Annotated in this window: 14 protein-coding genes and 1 tRNA gene; 11 read left to right on the plus strand and 4 right to left on the minus strand. The window is 44.1% G+C overall.

What is annotated here, in order from left to right:
- A complete protein-coding gene (locus HMPREF0240_RS06580; RefSeq protein WP_050794496.1) occupies nt 1–1,905 on the plus strand; it encodes a DUF859 family phage minor structural protein in 1,905 nt (634 codons plus the stop codon).
- Between the two features lie 276 nt (nt 1,906–2,181).
- Here HMPREF0240_RS06580 and HMPREF0240_RS06585 read toward each other — a convergent pair whose 3' ends face one another.
- Nucleotides 2,182–2,877 (minus strand): GntR family transcriptional regulator, encoded by a 696-nt coding sequence (locus HMPREF0240_RS06585; RefSeq protein ID WP_035312605.1) that lies wholly within the window; start codon nt 2,875–2,877, stop codon nt 2,182–2,184.
- 106 nt (nt 2,878–2,983) lie between these two features.
- Nucleotides 2,984–3,868 (minus strand): dihydrodipicolinate synthase family protein, encoded by an 885-nt coding sequence (locus HMPREF0240_RS06590; RefSeq protein WP_035312606.1) that lies wholly within the window; start codon nt 3,866–3,868, stop codon nt 2,984–2,986.
- Between the two features lie 259 nt (nt 3,869–4,127).
- Between HMPREF0240_RS06590 and HMPREF0240_RS06595 the strand changes: the two genes are divergently transcribed.
- The 8 genes from HMPREF0240_RS06595 to HMPREF0240_RS06630 all read left to right on the plus strand — a co-directional run bounded on the left by HMPREF0240_RS06595 (nt 4,128) and on the right by HMPREF0240_RS06630 (nt 12,860).
- On the plus strand, nt 4,128–5,273 hold the full coding sequence (locus HMPREF0240_RS06595; protein ID WP_009002663.1) for an extracellular solute-binding protein: 1,146 nt from the start codon (nt 4,128–4,130) through the stop codon (nt 5,271–5,273).
- A complete protein-coding gene (locus HMPREF0240_RS06600; protein ID WP_009002664.1) occupies nt 5,270–6,418 on the plus strand; it encodes a CaiB/BaiF CoA-transferase family protein in 1,149 nt (382 codons plus the stop codon). Before HMPREF0240_RS06595 ends, HMPREF0240_RS06600 begins: the two co-directional genes overlap by 4 nt.
- Complete coding sequence (locus HMPREF0240_RS06605) at nt 6,415–7,542, plus strand: CaiB/BaiF CoA-transferase family protein (RefSeq protein WP_009002665.1); 1,128 nt, start codon at nt 6,415–6,417, stop codon at nt 7,540–7,542. Before HMPREF0240_RS06600 ends, HMPREF0240_RS06605 begins: the two co-directional genes overlap by 4 nt.
- Nucleotides 7,543–7,556: 14 nt before the next feature.
- A complete protein-coding gene (locus tag HMPREF0240_RS06610; protein ID WP_009002666.1) occupies nt 7,557–8,018 on the plus strand; it encodes a MaoC/PaaZ C-terminal domain-containing protein in 462 nt (153 codons plus the stop codon).
- Nucleotides 8,019–8,059: 41 nt separating this feature from the next.
- Nucleotides 8,060–9,379, plus strand: coding sequence for a transporter protein (locus HMPREF0240_RS06615; protein WP_009002667.1), 1,320 nt, complete (start codon nt 8,060–8,062; stop codon nt 9,377–9,379).
- 62 nt (nt 9,380–9,441) lie between these two features.
- Nucleotides 9,442–11,595 carry a hydantoinase/oxoprolinase family protein gene (locus tag HMPREF0240_RS06620; protein WP_009002668.1) on the plus strand — a complete coding sequence of 718 codons (2,154 nt, stop codon included), beginning with the start codon at nt 9,442–9,444 and terminating at the stop codon, nt 11,593–11,595.
- A gap of 17 nt (nt 11,596–11,612) precedes the next feature.
- Nucleotides 11,613–12,260, plus strand: a complete 648-nt coding sequence (locus tag HMPREF0240_RS06625) for a hypothetical protein (RefSeq protein WP_035312607.1) — start codon at nt 11,613–11,615, stop codon at nt 12,258–12,260.
- 39 nt (nt 12,261–12,299) lie between these two features.
- Nucleotides 12,300–12,860, plus strand: a complete 561-nt coding sequence (locus HMPREF0240_RS06630; protein ID WP_009002670.1) for a transcriptional regulator (DeoR family) — start codon at nt 12,300–12,302, stop codon at nt 12,858–12,860.
- Here the strand turns inward: HMPREF0240_RS06630 and HMPREF0240_RS06635 are convergent.
- A complete protein-coding gene (locus tag HMPREF0240_RS06635; RefSeq protein WP_009002671.1) occupies nt 12,853–13,089 on the minus strand; it encodes an Ltp family lipoprotein in 237 nt (78 codons plus the stop codon). The genes HMPREF0240_RS06630 and HMPREF0240_RS06635 overlap by 8 nt on opposite strands.
- Nucleotides 13,090–13,366: 277 nt before the next feature.
- Here HMPREF0240_RS06635 and HMPREF0240_RS06640 point away from each other — a divergent pair, with 277 nt between their 5' ends.
- On the plus strand, nt 13,367–13,732 hold the full coding sequence (locus tag HMPREF0240_RS06640) for a hypothetical protein (protein ID WP_009002672.1): 366 nt from the start codon (nt 13,367–13,369) through the stop codon (nt 13,730–13,732).
- Nucleotides 13,733–13,910: 178 nt separating this feature from the next.
- Here the strand turns inward: HMPREF0240_RS06640 and HMPREF0240_RS06645 are convergent.
- A tRNA-Thr gene (locus HMPREF0240_RS06645) sits at nt 13,911–13,983 on the minus strand.
- 232 nt (nt 13,984–14,215) lie between these two features.
- On the opposite strand from HMPREF0240_RS06645, the gene HMPREF0240_RS25185 reads away from it, so the two are divergent.
- Nucleotides 14,216–14,339, plus strand: a 124-nt coding sequence (locus HMPREF0240_RS25185) for a helix-turn-helix domain-containing protein (protein WP_083806133.1), incomplete at its 3' end; no start/stop codon positions are given.

Consider the following 14,339-nt stretch of genomic DNA (forward strand, 5'->3'; position numbering starts at 1 on the left):
ATGGCAAATTATGAAACAAGAGTGAGAATGCTCAGTGAGAGTGAAATTAGTGTGGCGGATAATACAAGTAAAGTGACGGTTGCCTTAGAGTTTTGTCGTACAGACTATCCATATTATGGCTACAACTTGACTGGAGATGCAAGTTGGAATATAAAGGTAGATTCACAGCCAGCAGTAAATGTCAGTTTTACATTCAACTGGAACATTCCTCAGAATGTATGGCAGGAGGTTGGCAGGAAGACATTTGTGGTTTCTCATAATTCGGACGGTTCCAAGACGATTGGAATGTCAGGTACAGTCTATTTTGGGGCAGGCGTTTCACCTGGTACACTTTCTGCAACAGATACCGCAAAGCTAAGCGTGATAAAGAGAATAACTACCCCAACTCTGTCAAATAATGCACCCACGATAGGCAGTAACATAACGATAAATCTGCCAAGGGCCAGCAGTGCCTTTACCCACACGTTGAGCTATACCTTTGGCAAAGTATCCAATAATATTGCGACTGGTGCAGGGGGGGCGGTGAACTGGACCCTTCCCAATACACTTGCAGAACAACTTCCAAAGACTACCAGCGGTACTGGAAAGATTACTTGCATAACGTATAACGGCTCAACTTTGGTAGGGACAAAGACAGTAAACTTTACAGCAACTGTTCCAGACACTATGAAACCTTCGATAAAAAGTATTACGATTTCGGAAGCAGCATCTGGACTAAATGCGCAATTTGCAGCCTATGTACAAAACAAAAGTAAGCTTAATATTGTTACAGATGCTGCTGGTATATATGGAAGTGGGATTACTTCATGTAAAACGGAAGTTAATGGCAAAGTGTACGCGGGAAGTTCAGTGACTACCGGACATATAACGGCCTCAGGAAGCGTTGGAGTAAAAGTTACGGTGACAGACAGCCGTGGTAAGTCGTTTTCTTCTACAAAGAACATAAGTGTCATCGCATACTCAAATCCTAAAATCACAACATTTACCGCTGCAAGATGTACAGCAGAAGGAGTTCTTGATGATGAAGGAACAGAATTAAGTATAGGATTGAACTTTAGTGTCTCGAACGTTGGGGATAAAAATACAAAAAGCTATGCCGTAGAACTCCTGAAAAATGGTTCAGAGACGTGGACACCGGTATTAAGTGGAAGCAAGTATTCCTACAACAGTACTTTTATAACCTCAGTGTCTTTGAGTCTGGATTCCTCATATAAATTACGGCTCAGGGTCACGGATTATTTTACAACGACAACAGCAATGCTTGACATAAACAGCGGATTCACGCTTATGGATTTTCGTTCAACAGGGAAGGGGGTGGCGGTTGGCAAAGTAAGTGAGAAGGATGCTTTTGAGGTAGGCATGGATGCAGACTTTAAAGGCAGCCTGCTGGTCGGTGGGAAAAAACTGCTGGATTTGATTTATCCTGTGGGAAGCATCTATATGAGTATTAAGAATACAAACCCCGGCACTTTATTTGGGGGCACATGGACCGCCTGGGGGGCAGGAAAAGTACCTGTGGGTGTTAACACCTCCGATGCAAATTTTAATACTGTGGAAAAGACAGGGGGCGCACCCACGCACAATCTAACAACAGCACAGATGCCCTCTCACAGCCATAGCATACCAGCTTTGAGTGGTACAGCAGCATCAGCAGGATCTCATACGCATACATCGGATGTTTATGGAAGTACCGGGGACTTTTCGAATAATGCGGCGAATTTATGGATCAAGGGCGGTTCCAGTGTTGCTGCGGCATATGGTGTGTCAAAAGCAAGTAAATCGGGGGGGGCACATACTCATACTGTAACGACAAAGGCTGGTACCACAGGAAGCGCCGGAGCAGGCGGTGATCATAACAACCTGCAGCCTTATATTACATGCTATATGTGGAAAAGAACTGCTTAATTCAGTAGAAATGTTATAAGAATAAAACTGTAGGGGGCGGGGAACAGCGCCCTCTTTTTGCTGAATTATATGCGACTCGTAGACTGCAATCAGCTATCGTTAGATATCCAGTCGGGCGTTGATTCTCTAAAGGAAAAAGAGATCATGGATTGATTATACTGCTGTATCCTTCCATGAATCCGTATTTGTTCAAAAGGGTCTCAAAGGGGTAAGACCCCTTTAAGTTTATGCAACTTATTTGTTTCTAAAATTCAAAGGGGTCAGACCCCTTTGAGTTTATTTCAAATGCAGCTCTTTGGATGAATTGAGGAAGAATTTTTTTAATGCTTCTTTTAATATCTTTTTATCATCCTGCAGCATTGCAGTCAATATTTTACTTCTATAAAATACAGCGCTTTCCCGGGAAGAAATTAAAGTAAGGATATTTATGGAGTCTTCTTTTCGAAGGGCGAGTATTGTCAGCAGCAGTTTATACATGACGCTGTTCCCACAGTATTTTCCGATTGTGGAATCGATGGAACTTAATATCTTTTCCATCTCTTCGCCGGTGATGTTATCGGTATCAATATTCAGCAGAATTTCCCTTGCATCCCGGACGTATGTCCGGATTTCCTCGTTCATCTGATCAAAACATTCCAGGTAGACTTCTGTCTCTATTAAAGTTCTGGCCGTATAGATCTCATCGTATTTGTGCACATTCTGGTGATACATCCACACAACGGTTTCCTCGGGAATATTCCCATTGTTATCGGCTACATAAGTACCTCCGCCGGGATGAATCGTTACCATGCCAATCAGAGCCAAAGCGCGGATTGCTTCCCGCACGCAGCTTCGGGTGACTTTATATTTTTCGGCAAAAGCGCGTTCTGTGAGAAGTTTCTCGCCGGGCTTTACTTCGCCGGAAACAATCATTTGCGCAATGTTTTCAATCACTTTATCGGATGCTGTTTTATTGTTGGTGTTGTCGTTCATAGTTCTGATATTAAACTCCTCAATTAGTGTAAAAGCCTGTGCCTGTCGGCGGCTTTTCGCAACATCCTTATTATAGCGCAAAATGGGAGCGGCATCCAGCTATTTATTAGTGATAAATTAACTTTTGGGTTAATACGGTATCAATTCTATTTTTTGCTGTGCCACTTAAAGGTAATAGTGGACGCCGGACGGTACCGGCTTCAATACCCTGTCTGGAAAGGATATATTTTATGGAGGCCGGAAGCCCGCATTCGAGTAAAACCTGAAGGATATCGGTTGAATCCGAAATAGCCCTGTACAGGTTTGTTTTTGACGGCGAACCGTACATCTCGATAATCTTTTGGTATTGAGGAAGCATGAAGTTGAATGTGCTTCCGATAAACCCGTCACAGTTATAATTCAGCATGGGGATCATGCGGCTTTCAAAGCCCCCCATAATCTTGATGTCGGGGTTTATGGCTTTGATGCGTTTCATGCGGTATGACTGCAGATTGGTGTGTTTTACCGCGCCGATAACTCCTGATTTCAGCATTTCCCGTATCTCCGGGTCTTCTGTGTCCAGATTCTCATGCGTACTGGAGGGGATATCGTAATATAAAATCGGTGCATCGGCGGCCTGAGCAAGGTCATAGTAATAGTGCGCGATTTCTTTTGTGGAAAATGCAAAGTAAAAGGGCGGAGTTGATGCGATGTGGGTAATTCCGCAGGAGCGGGCGGCCCGGGCCATATCGATGGCGATATCGGTGCCGATTGCGCCCACATGAGCATAAACTCTGGTTCTGTTAACGTATTGGGAAGCAAGTTCAAACATGTGGATTCGTTCTTCTGTGGTTAGCAGAAAGCATTCGCCTACGCTTCCTCCGATGAAGAAACCATCGGCTCCTTCTTTTAAGTTTTTCTCCCATAAAGTCTGCATGGCAGAATCACAGATATGATTGTCCTGGTCATAGATACTGATGGATGCCGAGATCATTTCTTTACTGTTTGTCATAGTATTCATTCCTTTCAAAACGCTGGTACTACCAAAATAAACATTGATATGTATAAAACCAATTAAAATAAAATATATAACAATATGGTAATACCAAATATTATATTTAAATATAGTATAATACAGTGAAAAACGAAAGACAATAGTGCAAAATACACATAAAATCGTAAATTTGTTTGTAGAAAAGTACATATTGACATATTGAACTTGTGAGATCATAATTTAAGAAAAAATTGGTAGTACCAAAACGAGGTGAAAGATGAGTAGAAAGGTTTTGAAAGGAATTACCTGGAATCACAGCAGAGGGTATACATCTATTACAGCTGTGTCACAGAGGTTTACAGAATTGAATCAGGAGGTTGATATCGTCTGGGAAAAAAGATCCCTGCAGGAATTTGCAGATGCGCCCATTGAAAAACTGGCAGAGATGTACGATTTACTGATTATTGACCATCCCTGGGCGGGGTTTGCGGCAAAGCATGGGATTCTACTTCCCCTGCAGGATTATCTGGAGGAGGAGTATCTGAATGAGCAGCGCGAAAATTCAGTGGGAGCATCCTATGAAAGTTATAATTTCGAGGGATTTCAGAGTGCTCTTCCTATAGATGCGGCCACACCAATTGCGGTTTACAGGCCCGACTATTTTGAAAAAGTCCCGCGGATTCCTGAGACATTTGAGGATGTTCTGGAGCTTGCTAAAACAGGCAAGGTGATTTACGCAGGGATTCCTATCAATTTGCTGATGGATTTTTACATGTTTGGAATTACTTCCGGAAAGGAAATGTTTACGGAGGAAGAAGTCATAGAGAAACAGGCGGGAGCTGAAATTCTGGAGGATATGAGGCGGCTTGCTTCGATGTGCAGCCGCACCATGTTTGAGTGGGATCCGATAGAAGTCCATGAGGCTTTGGCGTCGGGGGATCAGTATTGTTATTGCCCCTTTGCCTATGGTTATACAAATTATTCCCGGGCCGGGTATGCAGAACATCTGCTGAAGGCGGGAAATGTGGTTACCTACCAGGGGAAAAACTGCAGAACCGTATTAGGTGGTACGGGACTTGCTGTTTCCAGTGCATGCAGAGAAAAGGAGGCAGCAGCTGCATTTGCAAAATATGCCGTGTCACCTGATATCCAGAAAACATTGTATTTTGATAACGGTGGTCAGCCAGGACACAGAAAGGCATGGCTGGATGAAGAATGCAACAGAAGATGTATGAATTTCTTCAGCGATACCCTGCGGACGCTGGATGAGTCTTACCTTCGCCCAAGGTACAGCGGATATCTGTATTTTCAGGATCATGCGGGAGACTACGTCAGAGAATATGTCATGAATGGCGGAAATGCATCAGAGACGATTGAAAAACTGAATCGGCTATATCGGCAGTCAAAGGAGGAAACAATATGAAACCATTAGAGGGAATTGTCGTGCTGGATTTCAGCCAGTATCTGGCAGGCCCTTCCTGTTCGCTGCGACTTGCCGACCTGGGGGCACGGGTTATCAAGATTGAACGGCCGGGCAGCGGTGACAACTGCCGCAGAACGATTCTTAAGAACATGGTAATAGAGGATGACAGCCTGCTGTTTCACACAATTAACCGCAGTAAAGAAAGCTATTGTGCAAATATGAAAGATCCGGATGATCTGAAGATCCTGAAAATGCTAATAAAGAAAGCAGATGTTATGATTGAAAATTTCAGGCCGGGAGTCATGAAAAAGAATGGACTGGATTATGAAAATGTAAGGGGGATAAATCCCCGCATTGTCTATGGAACAATTACCGGATATGGGGATAAAGGGCCATGGGCGAAAAAGCCCGGGCAGGATCTGGTGGTTCAGTCCATGTCCGGGCTGACGTGGCTGAACGGAAACGGTGGGAACCCGCCGACACCGTTTGGGCTGTCTGTTGTAGATTCCTATACCGGCGTTCACCTTGCAGAAGGAATTCTGGCGGCATTGTACAGACGGATAAAAACGGGAAGGGGAGCACAGGTTCAGGTGAGCCTGATGGAGTCTGCACTGGATATGCAGTTTGAAGGGATTACCGCATATTTAAACGGCGGAAAAAAACTGCCGGTACGTGCAGAATACAATAATGCACATCCATATCTGGCCGCACCATATGGCATATACCGGACCCGGGATGGCTGTATCGCATTATCACAGGGCAGCTTAAAAGACCTGGCGTCTTATCTGGAACTTCCAGAGCTGAATGAATATGGCCCGGGAGACGAATTTGGCAAGCGGGATGAGATAAAAAAGCTGATCGGGAGCAGGCTGATTCAGCAGACCACAAATCATTGGCTGGCTATATTGGAGAAAGAGGACTACTGGTGCTGTGAAGTCTATACATGGGAAAAGATGCTGGAATCGGAAGGATTTAAGGAATTAAAGTTTTTACAGACACTGGAATTGTCGGATGGCCGGGAAATCGTCACATCGAGATGTCCGATTAAAGTAGATGGGGAAGCGTATTATTCCAGGCGCCCGGGTCCGAAACTCGGGGCGGATACGGAGAAAATCAGACAGGAGATAGGGGAGGTGGAAGCATGAGGCCTTTAGAAGGAGTCAAAGTACTGGATTTCAGCCAATATCTTGCAGGGCCTTCTGCAACGCTCCGCCTGGCAGATTTAGGAGCGGAGGTTGTAAAAGTAGAGCGGGAAGGCGTGGGGGACGGCTGTCGGAATCTCAGGGTGCCGGATTGTGAAATTGAGGGAGAAAGCCCTCTGTTCTGTGCGGTAAACCGTAATAAGGACAGCATCTGCCTGAATCTGAAAGCGGAAGAAAGTAAAAAAAGCCTGGAAAAACTGATCCGTGAATCGGATGTAGGAGTGTTCAGTTTCCGGCCAGGCGTGGCAGAGAGGCTGGGCCTGTCATATGAGGATATCCGCAAATGGAATCCCAGGCTGATCTATGCAGAAGTGAGCGGATATGGAAGCGAGGGGCCATGGGCAAAGAAACCGGGTCAGGATCTGCTCGCCCAGAGTCTGTCAGGGCTTCCCTGGCTTAATGGAAATGCGGGGGATGCGCCGACTCCGATGGGATTGTCGATTGCGGATATGTTTGCAGGCCAATATCTGGTTCAGGGAATCATTTCTGCTTTGATCCGCAGAGAAAATACTGGGGAAGGAGGATATATTCAGGTCAATCTTCTGGAATCTATTACAGATGTTCAGTTTGAGGTATTAACGACCTATCTCAATGATGGTCACTGTCGCCCCCAGCGATGCAGCGTAAACAACGCGAATGCATACATTTCTGCTCCGTATGGCGTCTATGAGACCAAAGAGGGATATCTGGCAATCGCTATGTGTTCCATCGTTGTTCTGGGACAGCTTCTGGGCTGTGATGAACTGCTGAAGTATACAGATGAAAGTGAATGGGCAACAAAGAGAGATGCAATCAAAGAAATATTGAAAGAACATCTGATGAAGAATACAGCGGAGCATTGGCTGGGGATTCTGGAGGCAGCTGACATCTGGTGTTCCAGGGTATTGAATTGGGATGAACTGTTTCAAGAGGAGGGATTTCAGGTTCTGGGAATGCTGCAGGACATCAGGAGGGACAGAAACACCGTTTTTCAGACTACACGATGTCCGATTACAATAGACGGTGAGCGGTATTACAGCGACAAGCCGGTACCGATGCTGGGGCAGAACAATGAGCAATATTTATAAAGGAGAGAGAAAAGATGGAACAGACAATTTATTATGAGGATTATGAGGTTGGGGCAGTCCGGGAATCCATAGGCCGGACGATTACGGAGACGGATGTAGTACTTCATGCGGGGCAGACCGGGGATTTCTTCCCGCACCATATGGATGCGGAATTCGCAAAGGGAACGGAGTTTGGAAAAAGGATTGCCCATGGGACACTGATTTTCAGCGTGGGTGTGGGTATGACAGCAACATTGATTAATCCGGTAGCATTTTCTTATGGATATGATAAACTTAGATTTATCCGCCCGGTGTTTATCGGTGACACCATAAAGGTGAAAGTTTTATTAAAAGATAAGTATGATAGTCCAAAACACCCCGATAAAGGGTTTGTTGTGGAGAGCCTTCAGGTGTATAACCAAAAAGAGGAGCTGTGTCTGGTTGCGGAACATTTGATGTTGTGTGAAAAGAAGCAATTTCATGGTACAAAAGAATAAAGCGCAGAAATCAATAATACTGAAAGGAAAAGGAAAACACCATGTTTAGTATAGAAAATATTTTATTAGCGTTATTTTTGATTTCGTATGTAATTATGATCGTTGCTCTTGTGAAAGGATATAACCCGTCTCTGGTGCTGCTTTGCACAGGTATCCTGTGGGCAGTTCTTGGCGGGATGAATCTCAGAGGCATCTTAAATGATTTGATATCGGGACAGTTTAATAATCAGGCAGTCTCATTTATGACTATTATTTTTGGCGCCTGGTTTGCACAGGTCATGATAGAGACGGGAATTGTAAAAACAATTATACGAACGGCGGTAGAGCTTGGAGGGGATAATCCGAAAGTTCTGATCGCAATTATTATGATTGTTGTAAGCGTTATGTTTACTTCCCTTTATAGTATCGGACCGGTAATTGCCGTTGGCGTTATCGTACTTCCTGTTATGATATCACTGGGAATACCCTCAAGAATATCCATCGTCGCATATGGTGTGTCGGTGGCGGTGGGGCAGCTGCTGAACGTATCCCAATACATTGTAATGCGGGGCCTTCTCTCATATATAGATGAGATTCCTGAGACAATGACAACTCCCTGGACACCGTATGCGTTTATTGCATTTGCAGTTGGCCTGGTGGTCAGTATTGCAGGCGTCCTCGTAATGTACAGTTTCTCTATGAAGAAGAAAGTTAAGAAAGTAAAAAAGGTAAAAAGCTGGGCCGTAAAAGAAAATGACAGTGATACGATTACATTTGTCCCGTGGTATGTATGCATCGCTACAATCATTCCTGTTATTCTGATGATGGCGTTCAAGGTAAATATTTTTGCCGCATTTATCATCGGAGTGATCTATGCAATATGTACAGCTAAAATAACTTACAGAAAAATCAGAATCTTCCCGATGATCAGTAAAAGCTTTAAAAAGGGTGCAGGGGAATCCGCCGGTATGATTATGTATATGGCGTGTGCATATACGGTAGCAAGCGGTGCATCTTCCATCCGCCCTGTACTGCAGGCTACGCTGGGCGGGATTCTTCCGCAGACAACATTGGGGCTGACAATATTTATGCTTGTGCTTCTGCCGCTGTTTATGTACCGCGGACCATTGGCCCTTGCTGGTGCAGGAGCGGCAATCTATGCAACGATTTTTGCTGTTGGTTCAATTCCGGTTACATATCTGTGGATCCTGTGTTTTGCCGGAAATTCTATATACAGCGGTGTGGATCCTACAAATTCTACCAATGTATGGACATGTTCTTATGCAAAAGTAAAGCCTCTGGAATTTATTAAGACTGCGATGCCAGTCTGCTGGGTATATGGTATCTGCATACTTGGCATTCTGTATTATATGCATGGATAAAGAAGCCTGTAGAGAACCGCAGTTGGAAGAATATCAATTAAATATGGGAAAATGGAGGAGCTATGAGTAAAAGAAAGGTACGTATGGGAATCGATGTGGGGGGAACCCACACAAAAGCGGTTGCGATAGACAATGACACATTTGAGATCATCGGAAAGGTGCAGGTCCCCACGACTCATGACAGTGAGCAGGGAGTGGCAGCAGGCGTTGTAGAGTGTTTTCAGAAATGCCTGCAACAAAACGATATCGCACCGGAAGATGTTATTTTCCTGGCACACAGTACAACTCAGGCAACAAACGCCTTGCTGGAAGGTGATGTGGCCCGCGTGGGGATTATAGCAACGGGCGGAAAAGGAGTTTCCTCACTGCTTGTCAAAAGCCAGACTAAACTTGGAAATCTTCCTCTGGTAACCGGAAGGCATATAGAAACACATACCCGTTTTATGGACACCCAGAATCTGACGGAAGGTTCGGCGCGTGAAGTCATAAAATCTCTTGTGAAAGACGGGGCTGAAATTATTGTTGCATCGGAAGTCTATGGAGTGGATGATGGAGAAGGAGAAAATCTGATTGCAAAAGCGGCAGAAAGAGAAGGGCTGCAGGTAACAAAAGCTTCCGAAATCAGTAAGCTTTATGGTCTGACAACAAGAACCCGGACTGCTGCGGTAAATGCAAGTATACTTCCTAAAATGCTGGACACGGCAAATTCCACCGAGAAAAGTGTCAAGGCAACCGGAATTCAGGCGCCTCTTATGATCATGAGGGGCGACGGCGGTGTTATGAGTATAGAAGAAATGCGCAAAAGACCGATTCTTTCTATGATGTCGGGACCAACGGCAAGTGTTGTAGGTGCACTGATGTATTTACGGGCATCGGTAGGGATTTATTTTGAGGTGGGCGGTACCAGTACAAACATCGGAGTTATTAAAAATGGAAGGCCTACCATCAGGCATGCGGAACTGGCAGGATACCGAACCTATGTAAACTCATTGGACGTACGTGTTTTGGGAGTAGCAGGCGGAAGCATGGTGCGGGCGGATAAGGGAAAACTGGTTGATGTAGGACCAAGGAGTGCACACATCGCAGGACTTCCATACAGCGCGTTTGCCAACGAAGAAGATATTGTGGAACCGGAGCTGTATTTTGTGACACCAAAGAAAGGCGATCCTTCCGATTATTGTGCAATCAGATGTAAAAACGGCAAAAATTATACGATTACAAACACGTGCGCAGCAAATGTTCTGGGACTAACGAGCCCCGAGTTCTATGCATATGGGAATCAGGCAGCAGCCAAAAAAGCGATGAAGCCACTGGCAGATTATCTGGGGGTATCGGTGGAAGATGCGGCGCGGCAGATTTTGAGTATAGCTTGTTCAAAATTGATTCCGGTCGTGGAAGATCTGATAGCGGAGTATAAACTGGACTCAGATCAGGCCGTGTTAGTCGGATGCGGCGGAGGTGCAGCAGCACTGATACCGTTTATGGGACAGGAAATGAACATCAAGTACAAAATACCTCAGAATGCCGATGTGATTTCATCAATAGGCGTTGCGCTTGCCATGGTCCGCGATACGGTGGAACGTGTCATTCCCAATCCTACAGAAGCCGATATTACGGCCATACGCAGGGAAGCAGTCGAGTCCGTGATCAAACTCGGCGCAGCACCGGACAGTATCGAGACTGTGGTTGAAATCGATAACCAAAAGCAGAGGGTATCTGTATCCGCCATGGGTTCAACGGAAGTAAAGACAACGGATATGATGAAAGCAGTGGATGAAAAAGAGGCGGAAAAAATTGCATCAGAATCTTTTGGGAATGCTGGTCAAAAAGTAGAACTTGCAGGGAAGACGGATGCAATGTATGTATATACGCAGGAACGCTCGGAGAAAAAGTTTGGAAGAAAGCCTCAGATTAATTATGCAATCAGAGTTCTGGATCAGAAAGGCTTCATAAAACTCCAGACGGCGCAGGGATCGGTAGTGAACTCTACAATCGGGTCCCTTGAGACCGATTTCAAGAAGCTGTTTGATGAGCTGAGTACATATAAAGGTGACGTGATCATCTGTCCGGATCTGTTTATTGTAGTAGGCGGAAGAATCATAGAAGTTTCCGGTGTATCCAGCCAGGAGCAGGGATCAGGAATTATCAATGCTGAAATCAGCGGCATGCCTGCTGGTGAATCGGCTACAATGATTGGGGTAAGACAGGCAATCTAATAATGGAGGCAATAAAAATGAGCAGCGGACTGGCAGAAGTGATTTCATCTTTAAAAGCTGTTTCTGATGAGGAATGGGATGCATATATACTGCGTCTGGATATGTTTTACAGGCATTATACAAAGGAAATGTGCCGGAATATCATCAGCAGGGCAAAAGAAGCAGGTCGGAAAAAAGCATATGAGGCATCACGCGAAGGCGAAGAGATTGACCATCTCGTTAAAAGGAACAGTCTAAAAGTGAGCGTGGTGGAGGATAAAGAATTTATTATGCCCGATTCTATCAATTTTGCTGAGTATCACGATAACAACATTCGGATATCCAGAAGGCTGCTCAGGAGCCTGGACATAAATAAAGCTGTTATCAGTAAAGAATTGGGAGACTTCGAGCCGAGTCATGTACTTTTCTATCATGAGTTGTACCATTATTATGAAGACGTGGAAGAAAATTTTGAAAATGCGGGTATATCTTTCAAAATTAAACCAGTGCCATTTATAACGAAAACAATTTCTCCGGACAGTGCGGGGGAAATAGCGGCATATGAATTTGCAAAACAAATGCAGAAAATACAATTTCATCCATATATATTGGGGATAATAGGGCTCTATGAGTATAACAGAGATGCGGCCGAGAAAATCATGAAGGATATCATGATGAGATCCTGAAAATGCAGTCAGATAGTCTCTGGACATGAGAGGTGGAGGATGGATCACAAAAAATTAAAGGAAATTGCCGGACTGGCTGCAAACGAAATCAAAGACGGTGACCGGATTATGCTGGATGCGAGCCCGGTATCAGCCCATCTCGCTCATGAGCTGAAAGATAAGAAAAACCTTACGATAATAACGAATTCGGTGGAAATTGTCTTTGGATTGCAGGGAAAGAAAGGGTGGACCATTCTATTGGCAGGAGGCGCATTGGAAAAAGGAGTAAATGCGCTTGTCGGCCCGCAGACAGATCGTGTCTTAAGCTCTCTGAAGGCTGATAAGACAATCATATCCTGCGAGGGGATAGATATTGATGCCGGACTGACAGAAGGCTATGGTTATTATGCCCAGAATAAACGCACTATGCTGCTGGCAGCAGAGGAGCGGATCCTGGCTGCAGACAGCAGCAGGTTCGAGAAAACAGCTTTTACTGAAATCGGACGGCTTAAGGATATCGATAAGATTGTTACCGATAAAAGGCCGGGGAAACAGTGGCTTGGAATATTCTCGGAACTGGGAATTGAGTGCATATATCCTGGGGGTGAAAATGTTACTTAATGGAGCGGCATAGCTGCTCCTGTTTTAATTTAGATTTGGGATGAAAGTTTTCACCATGTTCGGAAGTGAGTGGAGCATATATTCCAGCTTTAGACATATAAATCATGTCGCTGTAGCTGGCGGCTTTTTTTAATGTAACTTGATATTCAGCAGGGACATCTGCTCCAGGTGCTGCTTCCTTTGCATTATCTGATTTGGTTTCGGGTATAAATGAGAAGCCCGGATCCATAATCAGGATACCGGGCTTTTCATGTGGTGGGAAAGGAGCTAAAGTAGTGAGGAGATAGCTCCCTCATATTAAGTAAACAATCATACGGCGATTAACTTACGTCAAAATCGCAGATATTTTTAAAGTTTCAGTGGATGATCTTCTGGGAAAACAATTATAACGTTATAAGAATAAGAAACAGATGTTTGTTTGAGGTAATGCAACAAAACGGTTAATGCAAAACAGGATTTCGAGAAATGCATATATTAGTTACAAAGCATACATTTTTGGAGTTTTTATGCTAACAGAACAATATTCAGTTGTATTTAATGGATTCAATACAGATTTTTATACCACAGATTATATTGCTAATATATGGGGTGTGAGTGCAAATGAAGTATATGAAGAAACAGGCATTTATATACCCGGGATTATTCATGAGGGATATCTTGTTGACGAAAAGATAGTAGATGGCTTAGGAAAACAAGTTTACATGGTAGTAAGCACAAGAAATCCAACAGAACCGACAAAGAAAGAGGACTATTGGGATTCATACAGAGAGGTAATAAGGAGAGTCAGAGGGCGGTTAGAAAATCCTAGCATGTCAATATCTAAGAATGTAACTGATTTTTATTATTTTCTGGACATTAAATATGTGGACTAAAAACTAAAATGGCTGGCATCAATCCATCCATATATTGAGCCCTTGAGATAGGAAATAATAGCCCGTCATAATACGACTATCTTAGCGGGGATTTTTCGAAAATACGTTCGGTCCCCAAAAGAGCATCAAAAAAGCCGCACCCCCTTGAAAACACCGGGTTTGCGGCCTTTTTTGCGAAAGCTGAAAATCGGACTTGAACCGACGACCCCTTCATTACGAGTGAAGTGCTCTACCAACTGAGCTATTTCAGCCTGTGGTCCGTGAGACGAACCTTGATTATTATATCTCTTTTTTCTATGAATTTCAACTGTTTTTTTGAAAACATCCATTATTTTAAAATGATGTAAATTTTCAAAGTAAATGCAACCCCTATGTCCATTATCGGTTGCATTTACTTTAAGAATCCGAAATGTTGCATTAAGTGTGACAAATTTTGTATGATTCTTCCAGTCGTGTCTGGGAATACGATTGGAGGATTTCATTATGAAGAAAACACATTTATCATTAGAAGACAGAATCACAATCTCACAAATGCTTTCCGAGCAGCAGTCCTTTAAACAGATTGCCACCGCTGTAGGCAAGAACTGCACCTCTATATCCCGGGAAA

The organism is Clostridium sp. D5 (assembly GCF_000190355.1).
Classification (GTDB): domain Bacteria; phylum Bacillota; class Clostridia; order Lachnospirales; family Lachnospiraceae; genus Faecalicatena; species Faecalicatena fissicatena_A.

What these genes read in the sequence shown, in the direction of transcription:
- HMPREF0240_RS06635 (WP_009002671.1), bottom strand. Translation starts at nt 13,089, where the DNA reads ATGGATCCGGGCTTCTCATTTATACCCGAAACCAAATCAGATAATGCA.
- HMPREF0240_RS06605 (WP_009002665.1), top strand. Translation starts at nt 6,415, where the DNA reads ATGAGGCCTTTAGAAGGAGTCAAAGTACTGGATTTCAGCCAATATCTT.
- HMPREF0240_RS06595 (WP_009002663.1), top strand. Translation starts at nt 4,128, where the DNA reads ATGAGTAGAAAGGTTTTGAAAGGAATTACCTGGAATCACAGCAGAGGG.
- HMPREF0240_RS06590 (WP_035312606.1), bottom strand. Translation starts at nt 3,868, where the DNA reads ATGACAAACAGTAAAGAAATGATCTCGGCATCCATCAGTATCTATGAC.
- HMPREF0240_RS06610 (WP_009002666.1), top strand. Translation starts at nt 7,557, where the DNA reads ATGGAACAGACAATTTATTATGAGGATTATGAGGTTGGGGCAGTCCGG.
- HMPREF0240_RS06615 (WP_009002667.1), top strand. Translation starts at nt 8,060, where the DNA reads ATGTTTAGTATAGAAAATATTTTATTAGCGTTATTTTTGATTTCGTAT.
- HMPREF0240_RS06640 (WP_009002672.1), top strand. Translation starts at nt 13,367, where the DNA reads ATGCTAACAGAACAATATTCAGTTGTATTTAATGGATTCAATACAGAT.
- HMPREF0240_RS06600 (WP_009002664.1), top strand. Translation starts at nt 5,270, where the DNA reads ATGAAACCATTAGAGGGAATTGTCGTGCTGGATTTCAGCCAGTATCTG.
- HMPREF0240_RS06620 (WP_009002668.1), top strand. Translation starts at nt 9,442, where the DNA reads ATGAGTAAAAGAAAGGTACGTATGGGAATCGATGTGGGGGGAACCCAC.
- HMPREF0240_RS06585 (WP_035312605.1), bottom strand. Translation starts at nt 2,877, where the DNA reads ATGAACGACAACACCAACAATAAAACAGCATCCGATAAAGTGATTGAA.
- HMPREF0240_RS06630 (WP_009002670.1), top strand. Translation starts at nt 12,300, where the DNA reads ATGGATCACAAAAAATTAAAGGAAATTGCCGGACTGGCTGCAAACGAA.
- HMPREF0240_RS06580 (WP_050794496.1), top strand. Translation starts at nt 1, where the DNA reads ATGGCAAATTATGAAACAAGAGTGAGAATGCTCAGTGAGAGTGAAATT.
- HMPREF0240_RS06625 (WP_035312607.1), top strand. Translation starts at nt 11,613, where the DNA reads ATGAGCAGCGGACTGGCAGAAGTGATTTCATCTTTAAAAGCTGTTTCT.